Below are 17,449 nucleotides of genomic sequence, written 5' to 3'. Positions count from 1 at the left end.
GCCATCCCCTCAGATCCCACTAGATATCTTGAGCAAGAGGAAAATGGACAGACACACCCGGCATAAAGCGACGATCAAGGCGTTTCGTGAGGCGGCTTATGATTTTGAGGCGGCTGCGGTGCAGAATGCTTTGGAGCAGCTTTGTGCGCCGGATGTGGAGGTTCACCTGTGCCACCCGTTTGGGGATCTGACCGGACCGGAGGCTCTTTATGAGCGCGCCTTTGCGCCGCTGTTTGCAGCGGTGCCCGATCTGGAGCGGCGTGATTTCATTGTCATGGCGGGCGCAGATGCTTTGGGACAGGATTGGGTTGGCTGTGGCGGCCATTATACCGGGGTGTTTGCCGCCCCATGGCTTGATATCCCGCCCACCGGCCATCAGATCGCAATGCGCTACCACGAGTTTTTCCGCTTTGAGGACGGCAAAGTGGTGGAGATACAGGCCATCTGGGACATTCCCGAGGTGATGATGCAGGGCGGTGTGTGGCCCATGGCGCCCTCGCTGGGGCGTGAATGGCGCGTGCCCGGCCCGGCCACCTCTGATGGCATTGTGCCAGGACCCTATGATGCAGAGCAAAGCGCGCAGAGCTGCCAGCTGATCCTCGATATGCTCACGGCTTTGGTGAAACACCCCAAAGACCCCGACCCGCGCGTGATGGAACTTGACCGCTTCTGGCATCCCCGCATGAGCTGGTATGGCCCTGCGGGCATCGGCACCGCGCGCGGCATTTCCGGCTTTCGGAACTGGCATCAGATCCCGTTTCTGAATGCCATGCCAGATCGCGGCCAGCATGAGGATGAAATCACCCACCATTTCTTTGGCGACGGTCAATATGCAGCCGTCACCGGCTGGCCCAATATGATGCAAAGCCTCAGCGCCGATGGCTGGATGGGGATCGCGCCCTCCGGCAAAAAGATCAGCCTGCGCAGCCTCGATTTCTGGCGCGTGGAGGGCGACAAGATCCGTGAAAACTGGGTGCTTGTCGATCTGCTCGACGTTTATCGCCAATTGGGTGTTGATGTCTTTGCCCGCTTGCGGGAATTCAACAAAGCGCGCAGCCTTGCGCGCCTGACACTGCCAGATGGAATGACCTGATGACCCAACTGCCCCGCACCCCGTCCTTTTCCCTTGCAGGCAAGACCGCGCTTGTCACCGGAGCCTCCTCCGGCATCGGTCAGGGCTGCGCCGTGGCGCTGGCTGAGGCAGGCGCGCATGTGGTCTGCGCCGCACGCGGCGTAGACAAGCTCAACGACACCGTCACAGCACTCACCGAAGCGGGCCACAGTGCCGAGGCACTGTCGCTGGATCAAAACGATCTTGAGGCGCTTGCCCCCGTGATGGCGGAACGCGCCTTTGATGTGGTCGTGAACTCCGCCGGTCTCGCGCGCCACGGCCCCGCGATGGAGACCACACCGGAAGACTACGACGCCGTTATGGGGCTGAACCTGCGGTCGGCCTATTTCCTCTCGGCCTATGCTGCCAAAGCGATGATCGCGGCAGGCAAACCCGGCTCGATCATTCACATTTCCAGTCAAATGGGCCACGTGGGCGGCATCGACCGGGCGGTCTATTGCGCCTCCAAACACGGGCTTGAGGGCATGGTCAAAGCCATGGCCATCGAATGGGGGCCAGCCAAAATCCGCATCAACACCGTCTGCCCGACCTTCATCCGCACACCACTCACGCAATCGACCTTTGACAACCCGGAACGCGCCGCCTGGATCAAAGAGAAAATCAAACTGGGGCGCATTGGGGACGTGGAGGACATCATGGGCGCTGTCCTCTATCTCGCCACGGATGCCTCCGCATTGGTCACCGGCACCTCCATGCTGATCGACGGCGGCTGGACGGCAGACTGATGGCGGAGAAAGTCACATCCCTGCAAGTGGCGGAGCGCGCTGGTGTCAGCCAATCCGCAGTCAGCCGCGTCTTCACCCCCGGTGCCTCGGTGAGCCAGAAAACCGTGGACAAAGTGCGCAAGGCGGCTGAGGAGCTGGGCTACCGCCCCAATGTGCTCGCCCGTGCCATGGTCTCCGGCAAAAGCCGCATCATTGGCCTCGTTGTCGCCTATCTGGACAATTACTTTTACCCCGAAACGCTGGAAATCCTCTCCAACGCACTGCAAGAACAGGGCTATCATGTGCTGGTTTTCATGGCCTCGCACACCGCAGGTCCCATTGATGATGTGGTACAGGAAATTCTTGATTATCAAGTGGATGGAATCGTCACCGCCTCTGTCGCCATGTCCTCCAAACTGTCGCAGAAGTGCATTCAGGCCAATGTGCCCGTGGTCCATTTCAACCGATTTGAAAAAACACAGGGCGTGAGCTCCGTCACCTCGGATAACTTCGCTGGCGGACGTGAACTGGCGCAGTTTCTCGTCGCTGGCGGCCACCAGAAAATCGCTTATATCGCTGGGTGGGAAGGCGCCTCCACACAGCGTGACCGTGAGGCCGGATTCCGCGCTGGCTTGGAAGAGCTGGGCCAGAGCCTCTTTGCCCGTGGCTGTGGCGAGTTTGATACCGACCATGCCCGCGCCGCCGCCAACGCCATGTTCAACGTGCCTGCTGAAGACCGCCCCGACGCGGTGTTCGTCGCCAATGACCACATGGCCTTCACAGTGATGGACGAGCTGCGCTACGGCCTCGACCTCAAGATCCCAGAGGATGTCTCGGTTGTCGGCTTTGACGATGTGCCCCCCGCCGCCTGGCGCGCCTATGGCCTCACCACCATGCGCCAACGCGCCAATTTGATGGTGGCAGAAACCGTAGATGCTTTGCTTGCCCACATTGAAAACCCCACCACCGCAGCGCCCCGTCAGGTCGCCATCACGACCCCATTGATCGTGCGCAGCTCTGCCCGCCTGCCTGTCGAATGGCCCCAAGAAGAAAGACAAGGATGATGCACGGCTTTTCCAATAAGTTCACAGATTTTCCGCACTACATCATCGGCATCACCAAAGAGATTTGGGAAGATCGCGGTCTCTCAACCCTGCATGAGTACTATGCGCCGGATGTGGCGGTGCGCATGCCGGGGTCCGTGTCGCGCGGCAACGCGGGCGTGATTGGCGCGACCATGGCAACGCTCGCAGAATTCCCTGATCGCACGTTGCTGGGTGAAGATGTGATCTGGTCCGGCACCCCGGAGGAGGGCATGCTCTCCAGCCACCGGATTATGTCCACCGCGACCCATCTGGGCGATGGTGTCTTTGGCAAGGCCACCGGCACCAAGCTCACCTACCGCATTCTGGCCGATTGCCACGCCAAAAATAACGCCATCGACGATGAATGGCTGATCCGGGACAACGGCGCGGTGGTGCGCCAGATGGGCTGGGACCCGAAAGACTTCGCCCGCGATCTGATTGCCCGCGAAGGCGGCCCTGAAGCCTGCGTGAAACCTTTCACCCCGGCCAATGACATCGACGGCCCTTACAAAGGCAGCGGCAATGACAACCCATGGGGCCAACGCCACGCCGATCTGCTGACCTCGATGATGGATGCCGACATGGCGGCGATCAAACGCAATTATGATCGCGCCGTGCAATCTGAATACCCCGGCGGAGCCACTGGCCACAGCTTTGATCCAGTCGAACGCTTCTGGATGTCGCTGCGCGCCTCCATGCCGTCCGCCACATTCACCATTCACCACCAGATCGGCCGCGACGATCCCAACATGCCGCCCCGCTCCGCGATCCGCTGGAGCCTGCACGGCACACATGACGGCTGGGGCAGCCTTGGTGCCCCCACGGGGGCCGAGCTCTATGTGCTCGGCATCAGCCACGCCGAATGGGGTGAGTTGATCGGCGGCGACATCCGCCTGCGCCGCGAATGGACCCTGTTTGACGAAACCGCGATCTGGAAACAGATCCTGCTGCATACCGGCGAACTATAAGGCGCGTTTGGTGCAGGGTAAAAACTCATATCTCAACGCCACACAGGCGGCGCGGCGCTTTCATGCACACCGCGCCTCTCTGCGCGCCCGGCGTCTGAACAACCGTCCTCCCGGAGTGCGCGCCCCGTCCCGGCCTTGAGCCGGGACCGCGCCCTCTCAAACGCCTCCGCCCGATCGATCATCTGGGTGCGGGGCTCAAACACACGGAGACACATTATGAGCACCATCCAATCCCGCATCGTCCGCTACGGCGAGCTGCAACCCTGCAAAACTGCCTTCATCGACGCCCACACACCGGGCTCTGATCAGAAAGAGAACTTCACCATCGTCGGTGGCGGTGTCTCGGAATCCCCAGATCAGCACGTCCATATCACCGACAAGATCGGCTTCAACATCGGCGCGGCAGGCCAGCCGCCCAAATGCCGCAACTCCCTGCACAGCCACACCACCGCCGAGGTGTTTTTTGTGGCCAAAGGCCGCTGGCGCTTTTTCTGGGGCCGCTATGGTACCGCCGGTGAATTCATCGCCGAAGAAGGCGACATCTTCAACATTCCCACCGGCATCTTCCGGGGGTTTGAAAACGTCGGTCAGGACTACGGCATGATCATGTCGATCCTTGGCGGCGACGATGCGGGCGGCGGCGTAACATGGGCCCCCCAGGTGATCGAGGACGCACAAGCCCACGGCCTGATGCTGGGCGACAACGGCGTGCTCTATGACAGCAAGAAAGGGCAGGAGCTCCCCCACAATGTGCGCGCCATGCCGCTGCTGTCTGAGGAAGAACTGAAAGCCTACCCCGAAGTGCCGGTTGAGGATGTGGTCGGCAAATATGTCGCCCGTTATTGGGATCTGATGGCGCTTGGGTCAAAGAAACCTGCCAAGGTGATTGGCGAGGATGCCATGATCAAGGACAAGCCCGGCTTTGAGGTGGATTTCCTCACCCGTGGCTCAGCCGTCACCGAGCAGGTCAAAACCGAGCAGCCCGTGGTGCTGATGCCTGCCAGCGGCCACTGGCGCATCAAGATTGATGACGTAGAGGTCACCCTCTCCGCCGGGGACACCGCTCTGACCATGCCGGGCGAAAGCTACAGCGCCGCGCCCTCCATGACAGGTGAGGCCGGGCTTTACCGTATCACCGCCACCAACGACCCCGCCGGGGCGACTTGGGTCGGTTAACGAAAGGACTTGCGCGGCGCAACGGTCGCCACGCAACAGCCGCAAAAGTTAACAGCGAGATGCCGAAAATGACACCTCCGCAATACAGACGCGATACCGACGCAATACAGACAGGTGGTTTTGGCACAATGCGCAAGTGTTTAACGCACCGCCCTCCCCGTGCGCTTTAGAAGGACTGTCGCCAATGACACCCATCGTTTTCTTGCCCGGCATGATGTGTGATGCTCGGCTATTTGCCCCCCAAATTGCCGCCCTGTCAGCGCGCCGCATGGTGTCTGTCGCGCCCATTGGCGGCTTTGCCACCATGACCGAACTGGCGCAGGATGTGCTGCAAGACGCCCCCCCTCGCTTTGCCCTCGCCGGCCTCAGCATGGGCGGCATTCTTGCCATGGAAGTGACCCGTCTTGCGCCGGAACGCATCGCCGGGCTGGCCCTGATGGACACCAACCCTCTTGCCGAACTGGAGGCTGTGAAAGCCAAACGCGGCCCGCAGATCGAGATGGTGCAAAACGGTCAGCTGCGCGATGTGATGCGCGATCAGATGATCCCGAACTATCTGGCAGAAGGGTCCGATGCCGCCACGCTGGAGCTGATCTGCGAAGACATGGCCCTTGCGCTTGGTGATGAGGTTTTCATCAATCAATCCATCGCCTTACGTGATCGCCCAGATCAAAGTGACACCCTGAAATCCTACCGCGCCCCCGCGCTGGTGCTCTGCGGCAAAGAGGATCGCCTCTGCCCCATCGCACGCCATGAGCTCATGCATGATCTGCTGCCCAACAGCACCCTGAACATCCTGCCCGACGCTGGCCATTTACCGACGTTGGAACAGCCCGAAGCCACCACCGCCGCGCTCAAAGAATGGTTGGACCTCCTATGACCCCCTCCCTGCTCAAACTCCTGAAATCTGTCGATACACCAACGGTCTGTAACGCCATTGAGGTGGCACAGGGCCAACGCGGTTTTGCCCAATTCACCCGTGGCACCATGCTCTGCTCCGCCCCCGAAGAAGGTGCTATGGTCGGTTACGCCCGCACCGCCAAAATTGCCGCGCAGGAGCCCTCACAAGAGGCACCGGAAGTGATCCGCGCCCGCCGCATGGCCTATTACAAACACATGTCAGAAGGCCCCTCCCCCCGTGTCACCGTGGTCGAAGATCTCGATTATCCCAACGCGGTTGGCGCATTTTGGGGAGAGATAAACACCACTGTTCACAAGGGCTTAGGCGTATCCGGCGCGCTGACTAATGGCGTGATGCGCGACCTTGGAGATCTGCCAGAAGGCTTCCCGGTGGTCGCAGGCTCCATCGGCCCCAGCCACGCCTTTGTGCATGTGCGCGAGGTCGGCACCCCGATTGAGGTTTTTGGCATGACGGTGAAAGACGGCGATCTGATCCACGCCGATCGCCACGGCGCGCTGGTTATTCCTGAAGATGTCGTTCCCATGCTGGAAGCCGCCATCCTCAAACTGCTTGAAACCGAAAAACTGGTTCTGGAACCCGCCCGCAAGGAAGGCTTTGATTTTGAAAAGTTTGAAGCGGCATGGCAAGCCTTTGAAGCGGCCCGCACATAGACAGGCAGCAAAGACCGTAGATCGTATCAGTCTCATACATTGCAGCGCGCTAATCATTTGACAAATTTAGTCAACTATTATTAATTGCGCATGCGAGCGGCATCTGCTGCCGCTGAAATAAGGAGAGACCTATGACCGTCAAAAATCTGACGCGGGGTCTTTGCTCCGCTGCCGCAGCACTCACGCTTTCTTTTGCGTCCGCCACGATCGCCCTTGCAGAGACCATCAAAGTGACCGACATCGCTGGCCGCGTTGTCGAAGTCGAGAAGAACCCATCTAAAGTTGTGATCGGCGAAGGCCGCATGATCTATTCGATCGCACTTCTGGACCAAGAAAATCCATTTGCGCGTGTCGTCGGCTGGAAAGACGACATGATCAACTATGACCCAGATGCTTACCGCAAGTATCTGGCCGCTTATCCCGAGATCAAGAACCTCCCCAGCTTTGGCAGCCCCTATGCCGATGAGTGGAATCTTGAGGCGGTTATTTCTCTTGGCACCGAAGTGGTGTTCATGAACCTCGGCAACCTGCTCAAGGCGCAGGAAAGCGGCATTATCGAAAAATTGGAAGAGGCGGGTGTGGCCACCGTCTTTGTGGACTTCCGCCAAGATCCAACCGCAAACTCTATCCCCAGCATCCAGCTGATGGGGCGAATTTTTGACAAACGGGATCAGGCTGACGCTTTCTCCGATTTCTATCAGCAGCAAACCAAGCTGATCTATTCCCGCGTGTCGCAGATCCCGGTCGAAGATCGCCCGATTGTCTTTATCGAAAACGCGGCTGGCTATAACCCGTCCAAGTGTTGCACCACTTATGGCGCGGCCAATCTCGGGCGTTTGGTGGATCTGGCCGGCGGGCGCAATTGGGGGTCAATGAAATTCCCAGGCTTCAAAACCAAAGTCAGCCTTGAAGCGCTGTTTGCGGATGACCCTGCTGTGATCATCGGCACCGGGGCAAACTGGTCTGAAGCCAATCCAGACACCATCGCAGTTCTGTTCGGTTATGAGGCGGATGAAGCCACCGTTCAAGACCGCCTTGCAGGTCTTGCGACACGCGAAGGCTGGCCAGAGCTGTCTGCGGTGAAAAACGGTCGTTTCCACTCCGTCTATCATCAGTTCTATAATAGCCCTTACCACTTTGTAGCGATGCAGGCCTTTGCCAAATGGGCACATCCAGAGCTGTTTGCCGATGTAGATCCAGAGGCAACCATGAAAGAGCTGCATGAGAAGTTCCTGCCGATTGAATACTCCGGCGTTTTCTGGGGCACGCTGAACTCTGGTATGTAACACCGCCAAAAATTCGGTCCCGCCTAGGTGGGACCGAACATCTTTAAGGTATTCCCCATGACAATCGATATAAACGTCGCAGAGATGCGACGGTCCTATGCGTCCCAAACCGCGCGGCGCTACGGCATGATCTTCGTCGTTGCCGCCATCCTTCTGCTGAGCTTTCTGGTAGATATCGCAACCGGGCCGGGAAACTACAGCCTATCAACGGTGTGGCAGGTTCTGACAGATCCGCTTTCGCACGGCGTGCGGCTCAAGGTGATTGTGTGGGATTATCGCCTGCCGGTAGCCATCACCGCCGTGATTGTTGGAGCATTGCTGGCTGTGGCTGGCGCGCAGATGCAGACAATTTTGAACAACCCGCTTGCCGAGCCATTTACCCTAGGGGTCTCGGCTGCCGCCTCCTTTGGTGCCTCACTGGCGATTGTTTTGGGCTTCAGCATCATACCCGCCGTCGGCCCATTGCTGGTCTCCATCAATGCCTTTGTCTTTGCCCTGCTCACCTGTGGGTTTATCCTGTTGGCCACCCGGCTGAAGGGTATCGGATCAGAAACCATGATCCTGTTTGGCATTGCGATTTTTTTCACCTTTTCGGCGCTTTTGGCGCTGATGCAATATATGGCCTCCGAAGATCAGATCGCGCGCATTGTGTTTTGGATGATGGGCTCGCTTGGCCGTGCCAGCTGGGAAAAGATCAGCATTGGCGTTTTACTGCTTGGCCTGGCAATTCCCTTCAGCCTGCTGCGCACATGGCCCATGACCGCGCTGCGCATGGGCGAGGCCACCGCAGAGAGCATGGGGGTGGATGTGGCGCGCCTGCGGATTGAGATGCTGATCTGTGTGTCACTTCTGGCGGCCACGGCGGTTTCCTTTGTTGGCACGGTGGGGTTTGTCGGGCTGGTCGGCCCGCATATCGCGCGGCTTCTTGTTGGCGAGGATCAGCGGTTTTTTGTACCCCTTTCAGCATTGGTTGGCGCGGTTGTGCTGTCACTGACCTCGGTGATTTCCAAATCCATCACACCGGGCATCATCTATCCCATTGGCATCATCACCTCATTGATCGGCGTACCCGTGTTTATCTCGATCATTCTCGGAACACGGCGAGAGAAACTGTCATGACCCTAAATATCGAGAGCTTAAAAGCAGGCTACGGCCGCGTCGAAATTCTACATGACGTCTCCGTTCCCAATCTGAAAGGTGGTGAATTTATCGGTTTGATTGGGCCAAATGCCTCCGGTAAATCTACGCTTTTTAAAACGCTGGCCGGATTAATCACGCCAACTGCCGGGCAGATCAGCTTAAACGGAAACGACATTGCCGGGATGAGCCGGAGCGACCGCGCACAGAAGGTCGCCTATATGCCGCAGGCCTTTGGCTGCAATGCGTTGCTGACAGTATTTGAAAGCGTTTTGCTGGCGTTGAAACAAACCAGCGGCTGGCGGGTAAAATCTGACAATCTTGATCGGGTGGCCGAAACACTTCACGCCCTGAAACTTGCCCATCTGTCAGACCGCGGCATCGCGGATTTGAGCGGAGGTCAGGCGCAGATGGTTTCTGTTGCGCAAACAATTGTACGTGCTCCGGATGTCATCTTGCTGGATGAACCGACCAGTGCCCTGGATTTGCATCACCAGCTGTCCATCATGACATCAATCCGCGGCGAAATGCTACGTCGCAAGCCAATTGTCATCGCAGCTCTACATGATCTGAACCTTGCGGCGAAATTCTGTGACCGGCTGGTGTTGTTGCGCGATGGGGTGATCCTTGCGGATGGTCCACCAGAGCAGATCCTCGCGCTGCCAGAGATTGGCGAAGCTTACCGCGTGAAAACCGATCTGGAACGCACCGAGCGCGGCGCGCTTTATGTAGATGCCAGGTTGCCCGCGTGACCATTGCGCGGATTGCGACATCTATACGAGACACTTCAGATAGACATCTGTCTGCGCGATATGGGCCGGGCCCACGGTCAAAAATACAACGGCATAGAAGACAGAGATACAATGACCGCTGCTTAACGCAGCAGATCTAACTGTGGAGGTGCCTTTGTTTTCTCAAGCTGAGCGGTGGATCAATTCGGATCGACAATTTGCCTTTTTTAAACTGCCCGAATTGGACCCATTGGTGTTTAAGTCCACAAAAGCGCCACGCGGAGTGAATGACAAAAAATCCACTTAATAAACTGATATTAAACGCAAAAATCAGTACTTAGGTTGTACCTAAGATAAAGTGAGGAAGTCCGTTCTTAGACAGGTGGCGGCGCCCGGATATACCCATGGTAGAACATGCGGCACCTCAGGGAGGCCAAATTGGCTGAGAATAAACAGATCGCAATCGATGTAAGAGACGCGGTCAAACGTTATGGAGACTTCACCGCGCTCAAGACGATCTCACTGTCCATTCTGGACAATGAGTTTTTCACGCTTCTGGGACCATCCGGTTGCGGCAAAACCACCTTGCTACGCATGATCGCCGGATTTGAGGCTGTGACCGAAGGGGCAATCTACCTCTTTGGTGATGAAATCGCGAACCTGCCCCCAAACAAACGCCCCGTGAACACGGTTTTCCAGAACTATGCGCTCTTTCCGCATATGACTATTCTGGACAATGTAGCTTTTGGCTTGGAAATGCGGGGCAAATCAAAGTCCGAAGCCCGCACTAAGGCTGGTGAGATGCTGGAACTTGTACAGCTTTCCCAATTCTCTGCCCGTAAGCCTAGCCAACTCTCAGGGGGCCAACAGCAACGAGTTGCGCTCGCCCGCGCGCTTGCCCCGCAGCCTAAAGTCCTACTGCTGGATGAGCCACTGTCGGCGTTGGATTTGAAGCTACGCAAGGCAATGCAGCTTGAACTAAAACACTTGCAGCGCGAAACCGGGATCACCTTCATCTTTGTGACACACGATCAGGAAGAAGCCCTGACCATGTCCGACCGTATCGCGGTCATGTCAGCTGGTGAGTTGCAGCAACTGGGATCGCCGACTGATATCTACGAACAGCCGCACAATATGTTTGTGGCGGATTTCATTGGCGAGACCAATTTGCTGGAAGTCTCAGTTGATGCGATTAACGCTGACAGGGCCGTCTGTCACTTAGGGGGTGGGCACGAATTGACCTGCAATGCCGTTCATGGGATCGGCATCGGATCCAAAGTGCATATGTCGATTCGGCCTGAGCGCCTTTTTATGTCGGAAGATCCGGCTGAAAGTGAGAGCCTCAAAGGGCGGGTCAAAGAAAATATCTTTGTCGGAACAGACATCACCACCATCGTTGATCTGCAAGATGGTCCCGACTTCTTTGTGCGTACCTCCAACTCGGATCGTGGCAACAAACGTATTTTTGAACCGGGCACTGAGATGTACGTCAATATGGAGCGGGGGGCCGGGCGCCTCCTGGTCGACTGATGGCGGCGGGTGCGGCAAGCGGCGGTAGCGTTTCAACCGATACCTATAAAGAAGAACGCACATGGCTGCTGCTCCCGGCATGGGTCACACTCTGTATCCTTGTGCTGGCGCCAGTGATCATGATGCTGATCTACTCCTTTCTGACAAAGGAGTTTCGAGGCGGCGTGATATGGGAGTTCTCCCTGTCCGCCTATGACCAGTTCTTTTTTGATCGTGGCCTTTTCGGAGATGAAGCCCCACAGATCGAATGGACATACATCACGATCTTCTGGCGCTCAATCTGGCAGGCGGGTGCGGCCACATTGCTCAGCCTCATGATCGGTTTCCCCACAGCCTATTTCATCGCGACACGACCAGCGAGGATGCGGCCGGTTTGGGTGTTCTTGATCACCATCCCCTATTGGGTGAACCTGTTGATCCGCACAGTCTCCATGAAATTTCTTTTGAGAGATCAGGGGCCTTTGAATGATTTTCTCATTCATACCGGTCTGATCGACAGCCCACTACACATCGTCAACACCAACTTTGCCGTGCAACTGGGGCTGTTCTATTCCTATCTGCCCTTCATGGTGCTGCCGATTTATGCAGCGGTCGAGCGCTATAACTTTTCCCTCTCAGAAGCCGCTGCTGACCTCTACGCCTCAAAAGCAACCACACTTCGGCGCATCCTGCTTCCTGCCATCAAACCTGGCGTCTTTGCAGGCTGCATTCTGGTCTTTGTACCTTCCATGGGATCATTTTTGGCACCCGACCTGCTGGGCGGAGCCAAGAACTTCATGATCGGCTCGCTGATCGAAGAACAGTTCAAGGGCAATGCAGGCAATTGGCCCTTCGGCGCAGCGGCCTCAATGATTTTGCTGAGCATGGTTTTGATCATCCTCATGTTCTCGGCGCGTCAACAAGCAAAAGCAGACAAGGCCGAGAGCTAACCCATGACAAGCAAGCAATTCGACATAAAGTCTTACACAGGCTTCAAGGCGATCACTCTGCTATGTTTGGTGATCCTTTATGCCCCGTTGGTTGTCGTTACAATTTATAGCTTCAACGCCTCACAATCCCTGACCAATTGGGAAGGCCTATCATTGCGTTGGTATGTGGATATCTTCTCCGGGCCAGAAAGTGCGAAGTTCAAAACCGCCGCATGGAACAGCTTTGTCATTGCGATCATTGCCGCCACGACCGCCACAGCCATCGCCACTCTGGCTGCGACGGGCATGGTGCGCGGCGGACGCTTCCGACTACGTCCCGTATCTTTTGGATTGATCAGCCTGCCACTGATGGTGCCCGAGATCGTCTTGGCGGTTGCGACCCTGATATTTTTCAATGCGATTGGGTTTCAGCGCGGCCTCCTAACCATCCTGCTCGCCCATATCGCGTTTTGTATCCCTTTTGCCTACCTGCCGATTTCGGCGCGAATGCAGGGCATTGAAGACAGCTATGAGCAGGCCGCACTTGATCTCTACGCGACCAAGCGACAAGCCTTCACCAAGATCCTTATGCCCCTCATGATGCCGGGAATTATTTCAGGTTTCCTCCTGGCCTTCATCGTGAGCCTTGATGACTTCATCATCACCAACTTCGTGAAAGGTGCAGGAGTCGAGACACTTCCAACGGCAATCTTCGGATCGGTCAAACAAGGCATCAAACCAAACATCATGGCCATTTCGACCCTTTTGCTGAGCCTGTCTATCGTAATGGTCACCATCAGCTATTTCGTCAGTAAATCCGACAACACAAAATAACCAACAGATGGAGACATACATGAAAAATATGATGAAAAGCGGTGTCGCCGCGTTAGCCCTGACCATTGGTGCCAATGCGGCAACTGCCGAAGGCGAACTGGTTCTGTACCACTGGTTTGAATACATGCCACAAGAATTGCTGGACAAGTTCACAGCTGAGACCGGCATCACGGTCACCATGGACACCTATGACTCCAACGAAGCGATGCTGGCTTCCCTGAAAGCAGGCGGCATCGGGACATATGACGTATCGGTTCCCGGCGACTACATGGTGGCGATCATGGCCAGCGAAGGTATGCTGGACACCATTGCTGAGGGTGAGCTGAAGAACAAAGGTAATATCTCACCGGACTGGGCTGATCCAAGCTTTGACCCCGGTCGCGCCTCGTCGATCCCGTATCAGTGGGGCTCAACCAGCTTTGCGGTAAATCGCGACGCCTATGATGGTGACATTCAGACCACCGATATTCTGTTCAACCCACCGGCCGAGCTACAAGGACGCATCAATGTGCTGGATAGCCAAGGCGAGGTGATGGCACTCGCTGCCATTCACATGGGCATTCCACAATGCTCCACGGATCGTGAGCAGTTAAAAGCCCTCAACGCAATGCTACAAGGAGCCAAGCAGCACTGGGCCTCGTTCAACTCAGATACCGCCAAAGAGGTTCTGGTCTCCGGCGATGCGGATGTCGGCATGATTTATGATGGATTTGCCGCCAAAGCCCGTCAGGAAAAGGCATCCGTGGAATATGCCTTTCCCACACAGGGCTACGTGGCGTGGATGGACAGTGTCGTCCTCTTGAAAGACGCACCAAACCGGGAAAGTGCCTTGAAGTTTATGGACTTTCTTTTGGAGCCTGAAAATATCGCAGCTGTGTCCAATTTTGCACGCTACAACAATGGCCTGACCGGAACATCTGAGTTCCTGGATCCCAATCTGCTGGCGCAACCTGAAAACAATCCTCCGGAAACTGCAGGACCCGGCGTCTTCATCGAGGTTTGTGACGAACAAACGCAAGCGGTCTATGACAAAATCTGGACTGAACTGAAGAAATAATCAGATCCATTTGACACGGGCCATGCCAAATGCGTGGCCCGCTTTTTATAAATTTGAGACACTGGGCTGGCCATGGAAACCATCTTTTCGGAACAACACCGGCTGCGGGACGCCAACACCGAGTTCTTTGGCGGAGAGTTGATCGCCCCACATGAAAAACCCAGCCGCGCCGAATACGTGCTGGATCGCGTCAAAAACCGACGATTGGGAAAGATATCAGCCCCCCAAGATTTTGGGCTAGCTCCGATCCACGCCATCCACGACGCTGGGTTTGTTCGTTTTTTGCAAACGATCTGGGAGGAATGGACCGCCGAGGGGTTCAAAGGCGAGGCCATGCCTACCGCCCTGCCCGTTCGGCGCATGGCCCAGACCTGCCCGAATTTTGTCGAGGGAAAGCTGGGCTTTTACGCCAATTCTGTCGAAACCAGCCTGACCCAAGGTACGTGGCAGGCCGCCTATGCCAGCGCTCAAGTGGCGCTCACAGGCGCGAGCCGTTTGCAGACGGGGTCTTCAGCTGTGTTTTCCCTGTGCCGCCCCCCAGGTCACCATGCCTTTTCTGACAGCTATGGCGGCTTCTGTTTTCTGAACAACGCCGCCATTGCCGCTCAGTCGATGCTGGACAACGGCGCAAAGCGGGTGGCTATTTTGGATGTCGATTTCCACCACGGCAACGGCACTCAAGACATTTTCTATGATCGGAACGACGTGCTGTTCGTCTCCCTGCATGGCGATCCAATGGAGACGTTTCCCTACTTTTTGGGCCACGCGGATGAAACTGGAATAGGTGTCGGCGAGGACTATAATTTGAACATCCCGATGCCTGCGGGCACCCCCTTTGAAATCTGGCGTGAGGCACTGCAAATCGGACTGGAGAAGGTGCGAAACTTCGGCGCGGAGGCCCTGATCATTTCGCTGGGCGTGGACACGTTCGAAAACGATCCCATCAGCTTTTTCAAACTCATGTCTGATGACTTTCTGACAATGGGCGAAGACATTGCAAAAATGGGGATGCCCACACAATTCGTGATGGAGGGCGGCTATGATGTTGAAGAAATCGGTGTCAACGCTGTGAATGTTCTGGAAGGGTTTGAGCAGATCACCGGCTGAGATCTTGCAAAATACGATCCATCATCACATCACAGGCGTTGAGTTGGGCCTGTTCAATATACTCATCAGCCTTATGCCCCTGACCTTCCATTGAACCGGGCCCACAAACAACTGTGGGAATGCCCAACGCACTGAAAAATCCTGCTTCAGTGCCAAAGGCAACCTTGGTGGTAGCGGCGCTCTGCGAAAGCTTCTGAGCATATGGGACAATGCCATCCGTTTCCGCGACATCCAGCCCCGGGTAGGCATTGTATTGCTCGACCTCGACGCTGGCTCCAGAACAGAGCGACTGATAACGCGCGCTCACTTTGCCCGCCGCCTCTTGAATGCGTGCAAGTATGTCTTTGCCCAAATCCGAAACAAGATGGCGATACTCAAAAGTCAGTTCAGCAGTATCAGGAATGATGTTCAGCGCGCGCCCCCCCGACATCATCCCCACATGAAACGTCGAATAAGGCACTGAATAAGCCAGATCTCTGTTCCCATTTGAGGCATAAAAATCTTGCAAAGCACGCAGTTCAGACAGGAAATCATTTGCCAGATGCAGCGCATTCACAAATTTCGGTGCCAATGCCGAATGCCCGCTTTGGCCGTGACAAACCGCTCGTAGCGCAGCTTTGCCTTTGTGCCCGATGGCCACCTGCATCTCGGTCGGCTCACCGACAAAACACGCCTTTGGCTGCCCAAGCATTGGCACAAGGCGCTCTAGCATACGCTGCAAACCAACGCAGCCAATCTCCTCATCATAGGACAGGGCAATCTTTATCGGCTCCCGCAACGCGACATCGACCGCACGGTCTGCCATCGCCAGAACCGACGCCACATAGCCTTTCATATCTGTGGTGCCACGCCCATAGAAACGATCCCCGTCGCGGGTCAGTCGAAACGGATCCCTCGTCCAATTTTGCCCCTCAACGGGGACAACATCGGTATGAGCAGACAGCAGGATGCCATCTCCTTTAGGGCCTTTTTGAGCATAAAGCCCTGCCTTTTCCCCTACGGGATCTTCAATGCGGTGAACCTCAAAACCCCGCACTTTGAGAAAGGTCTCAATATAGGCCACAAGATCGAGATTAGAGGTCTCGCTGACCGTGTCATATGCGATCAGCCTGTCAAGGATATCCAGAGTGGCGGACATTGAAATACACCCTATTTGCGGGACCACCCACGCAGGGCGGGATAGGTTGAGCCAATCCTACATCACGATACAGAGACTTAAATCTGGGAATGTCAAAGCCTGGCTTAGGAGATCACTAAGACCTTAAAGCATACGATCATTCATAGCATACAGCCCCGGGAGCGTTCCTGACCGAACAGCCTTCGCACAGTGATAGACAAAGGTTTTGAGCGTATTGGTCTCATTCTCCGCACGCGCGCGCAGCAGCCCAAGGCGCATTGGGCGTACATCACCAGACAAAGGCACGCAGATCAGTTTTTTACCATCCGGTGAGAGGGTATTTAAAGGTCGGATATTAGCGATTGAAAATCCGTAACCATTTGCAACCAAAGAGCGCATCACGGACATGTCAGCCGTGCGTTCTGCAATGTTGGGTTTGAAATCGGTGTCTCCAAAAAACGACAAAAAGTACTCAGCACTGAATGGCAAATCCAACAAAACCATAGGGCTGTCTCGCAGGTCGGAAATCGTCAACTCGCTACGCTCCGCCAAGGCATGATCCTCCCCCAGAAGCACATAGGGAGGAAGGTCGTGTAGTGGCTGAAATTCGAGATCGGACGGAATATCCAGATCATATGTCAGCGCCACATCCAAATCTGCCCTGCGCAATTGGCTGAAAATATCGGCTTGATTGAGCTCACGTTGCTCAATCCGCACCTCGGGGTAGCATTGCTCGAAATCCCGCCGCAGCCCCGGCAAGACGATCTGCGCAAAAGTCACCAGGCACCCAACGGAGAGGATCCCTTGAACCTTACCTGTGATTTCACCGGCCAGTGTTGCTAGCAGTTCGGCTTCACGCAGCACAATTTCTGTACGCTCAATGAATTTATGCCCGGCTTTGGTCAGTGTAAGCCCTCGCGCATGTTCTCGCACAAAAAGCGTGACCCCAAATTCAACCTCCAACTGGGCAATTGCCGCCGAAATGGACGGGGACGACACATTAAGCTGCTCACTGGCAGCAGCGATGCTGCCCGCCCTTCCAACGGCTACAAAATACTCAAGTTGTCGCAGCGTATATCTGAAAGGCAAAGGCGCATCCCCGTCA

Annotated in this window: 17 protein-coding genes; 15 read left to right on the top strand and 2 right to left on the bottom strand. The window is 56.0% G+C overall.

Going from position 1 to position 17,449, the window contains the following annotated elements:
• The first annotated feature begins 43 nt into the window (after positions 1-43).
• From J7382_RS17540 to J7382_RS17470, 15 genes are all read left to right on the top strand, one after another.
• Complete coding sequence (locus tag J7382_RS17540) at positions 44-1,093, top strand: ester cyclase (protein ID WP_209070291.1); 1,050 nt, start codon at positions 44-46, stop codon at positions 1,091-1,093.
• Entirely contained in the window at positions 1,093-1,857 is a 765-nt protein-coding gene (locus J7382_RS17535; protein WP_209070290.1) for an SDR family oxidoreductase, read from the top strand. Before J7382_RS17540 ends, J7382_RS17535 begins: the two co-directional genes overlap by 1 nt.
• Positions 1,854-2,900, top strand: coding sequence for a LacI family DNA-binding transcriptional regulator (locus J7382_RS17530; RefSeq protein WP_247745097.1), 1,047 nt, complete (start codon positions 1,854-1,856; stop codon positions 2,898-2,900). Before J7382_RS17535 ends, J7382_RS17530 begins: the two co-directional genes overlap by 4 nt.
• On the top strand, positions 2,900-3,889 hold the full coding sequence (locus tag J7382_RS17525; RefSeq protein ID WP_209070376.1) for an ester cyclase: 990 nt from the start codon (positions 2,900-2,902) through the stop codon (positions 3,887-3,889). The genes J7382_RS17530 and J7382_RS17525 overlap by 1 nt, the downstream gene beginning before the upstream one ends.
• 216 nt (positions 3,890-4,105) lie before the next feature.
• Positions 4,106-5,065 (top strand): cupin, encoded by a 960-nt coding sequence (locus J7382_RS17520; protein ID WP_209070288.1) that lies wholly within the window; start codon positions 4,106-4,108, stop codon positions 5,063-5,065.
• A gap of 184 nt (positions 5,066-5,249) precedes the next feature.
• Positions 5,250-5,945, top strand: a complete 696-nt coding sequence (locus J7382_RS17515) for an alpha/beta hydrolase (protein ID WP_209070287.1) — start codon at positions 5,250-5,252, stop codon at positions 5,943-5,945.
• A complete protein-coding gene (locus tag J7382_RS17510; RefSeq protein WP_209070286.1) occupies positions 5,942-6,637 on the top strand; it encodes an RraA family protein in 696 nt (231 codons plus the stop codon). Before J7382_RS17515 ends, J7382_RS17510 begins: the two co-directional genes overlap by 4 nt.
• Before the next feature lie 131 nt (positions 6,638-6,768).
• Entirely contained in the window at positions 6,769-7,923 is a 1,155-nt protein-coding gene (locus J7382_RS17505; protein WP_209070285.1) for an ABC transporter substrate-binding protein, read from the top strand.
• A 57-nt stretch (positions 7,924-7,980) separates the two neighbouring features.
• Positions 7,981-9,042 carry an iron ABC transporter permease gene (locus tag J7382_RS17500; RefSeq protein WP_209070284.1) on the top strand — a complete coding sequence of 354 codons (1,062 nt, stop codon included), beginning with the start codon at positions 7,981-7,983 and terminating at the stop codon, positions 9,040-9,042.
• Complete coding sequence (locus tag J7382_RS17495; RefSeq protein ID WP_209070283.1) at positions 9,039-9,812, top strand: ABC transporter ATP-binding protein; 774 nt, start codon at positions 9,039-9,041, stop codon at positions 9,810-9,812. Before J7382_RS17500 ends, J7382_RS17495 begins: the two co-directional genes overlap by 4 nt.
• 393 nt (positions 9,813-10,205) lie before the next feature.
• Positions 10,206-11,321 carry an ABC transporter ATP-binding protein gene (locus J7382_RS17490; protein WP_209070282.1) on the top strand — a complete coding sequence of 372 codons (1,116 nt, stop codon included), beginning with the start codon at positions 10,206-10,208 and terminating at the stop codon, positions 11,319-11,321.
• A complete protein-coding gene (locus J7382_RS17485) occupies positions 11,321-12,250 on the top strand; it encodes an ABC transporter permease (RefSeq protein ID WP_209070281.1) in 930 nt (309 codons plus the stop codon). The genes J7382_RS17490 and J7382_RS17485 overlap by 1 nt, the downstream gene beginning before the upstream one ends.
• 3 nt (positions 12,251-12,253) lie before the next feature.
• On the top strand, positions 12,254-13,063 hold the full coding sequence (locus tag J7382_RS17480) for an ABC transporter permease (RefSeq protein ID WP_209070280.1): 810 nt from the start codon (positions 12,254-12,256) through the stop codon (positions 13,061-13,063).
• A 19-nt stretch (positions 13,064-13,082) separates the two neighbouring features.
• Positions 13,083-14,120, top strand: coding sequence for an extracellular solute-binding protein (locus J7382_RS17475; protein WP_209070279.1), 1,038 nt, complete (start codon positions 13,083-13,085; stop codon positions 14,118-14,120).
• A 72-nt stretch (positions 14,121-14,192) separates the two neighbouring features.
• Positions 14,193-15,227 carry a histone deacetylase family protein gene (locus tag J7382_RS17470; RefSeq protein ID WP_209070278.1) on the top strand — a complete coding sequence of 345 codons (1,035 nt, stop codon included), beginning with the start codon at positions 14,193-14,195 and terminating at the stop codon, positions 15,225-15,227.
• On the opposite strand, the gene argE is transcribed toward J7382_RS17470, so the two are convergent.
• On the bottom strand, positions 15,217-16,365 hold the full coding sequence (gene argE, locus J7382_RS17465) for an acetylornithine deacetylase (protein ID WP_209070277.1): 1,149 nt from the start codon (positions 16,363-16,365) through the stop codon (positions 15,217-15,219). The genes J7382_RS17470 and argE overlap by 11 nt on opposite strands.
• Before the next feature lie 123 nt (positions 16,366-16,488).
• Positions 16,489-17,433 (bottom strand): LysR family transcriptional regulator, encoded by a 945-nt coding sequence (locus J7382_RS17460; protein WP_209070276.1) that lies wholly within the window; start codon positions 17,431-17,433, stop codon positions 16,489-16,491.
• Positions 17,434-17,449: the final 16 nt, after the last annotated feature.

It is taken from the genome of Shimia sp. R11_0 (genome assembly GCF_017744035.1).
Taxonomy (GTDB): Bacteria; Pseudomonadota; Alphaproteobacteria; order Rhodobacterales; family Rhodobacteraceae; genus Shimia; species Shimia marina.
The sequence above is the reverse complement of the archived record's forward strand: the minus strand, read 5'-3'. Positions and strand labels throughout refer to the sequence as shown.

Excerpts from the sequence above, each read along its gene's own strand:
- J7382_RS17495 (WP_209070283.1), top strand. The coding sequence starts at position 9,039 with ATGACCCTAAATATCGAGAGCTTAAAAGCAGGCTACGGCCGCGTCGAA.
- argE (WP_209070277.1), bottom strand. The coding sequence starts at position 16,365 with ATGTCCGCCACTCTGGATATCCTTGACAGGCTGATCGCATATGACACG.
- J7382_RS17500 (WP_209070284.1), top strand. The coding sequence starts at position 7,981 with ATGACAATCGATATAAACGTCGCAGAGATGCGACGGTCCTATGCGTCC.
- J7382_RS17475 (WP_209070279.1), top strand. The coding sequence starts at position 13,083 with ATGAAAAATATGATGAAAAGCGGTGTCGCCGCGTTAGCCCTGACCATT.
- J7382_RS17525 (WP_209070376.1), top strand. The coding sequence starts at position 2,900 with ATGCACGGCTTTTCCAATAAGTTCACAGATTTTCCGCACTACATCATC.
- J7382_RS17515 (WP_209070287.1), top strand. The coding sequence starts at position 5,250 with ATGACACCCATCGTTTTCTTGCCCGGCATGATGTGTGATGCTCGGCTA.
- J7382_RS17480 (WP_209070280.1), top strand. The coding sequence starts at position 12,254 with ATGACAAGCAAGCAATTCGACATAAAGTCTTACACAGGCTTCAAGGCG.
- J7382_RS17490 (WP_209070282.1), top strand. The coding sequence starts at position 10,206 with ATGCGGCACCTCAGGGAGGCCAAATTGGCTGAGAATAAACAGATCGCA.
- J7382_RS17485 (WP_209070281.1), top strand. The coding sequence starts at position 11,321 with ATGGCGGCGGGTGCGGCAAGCGGCGGTAGCGTTTCAACCGATACCTAT.
- J7382_RS17510 (WP_209070286.1), top strand. The coding sequence starts at position 5,942 with ATGACCCCCTCCCTGCTCAAACTCCTGAAATCTGTCGATACACCAACG.
- J7382_RS17540 (WP_209070291.1), top strand. The coding sequence starts at position 44 with ATGGACAGACACACCCGGCATAAAGCGACGATCAAGGCGTTTCGTGAG.
- J7382_RS17520 (WP_209070288.1), top strand. The coding sequence starts at position 4,106 with ATGAGCACCATCCAATCCCGCATCGTCCGCTACGGCGAGCTGCAACCC.
- J7382_RS17470 (WP_209070278.1), top strand. The coding sequence starts at position 14,193 with ATGGAAACCATCTTTTCGGAACAACACCGGCTGCGGGACGCCAACACC.
- J7382_RS17535 (WP_209070290.1), top strand. The coding sequence starts at position 1,093 with ATGACCCAACTGCCCCGCACCCCGTCCTTTTCCCTTGCAGGCAAGACC.
- J7382_RS17505 (WP_209070285.1), top strand. The coding sequence starts at position 6,769 with ATGACCGTCAAAAATCTGACGCGGGGTCTTTGCTCCGCTGCCGCAGCA.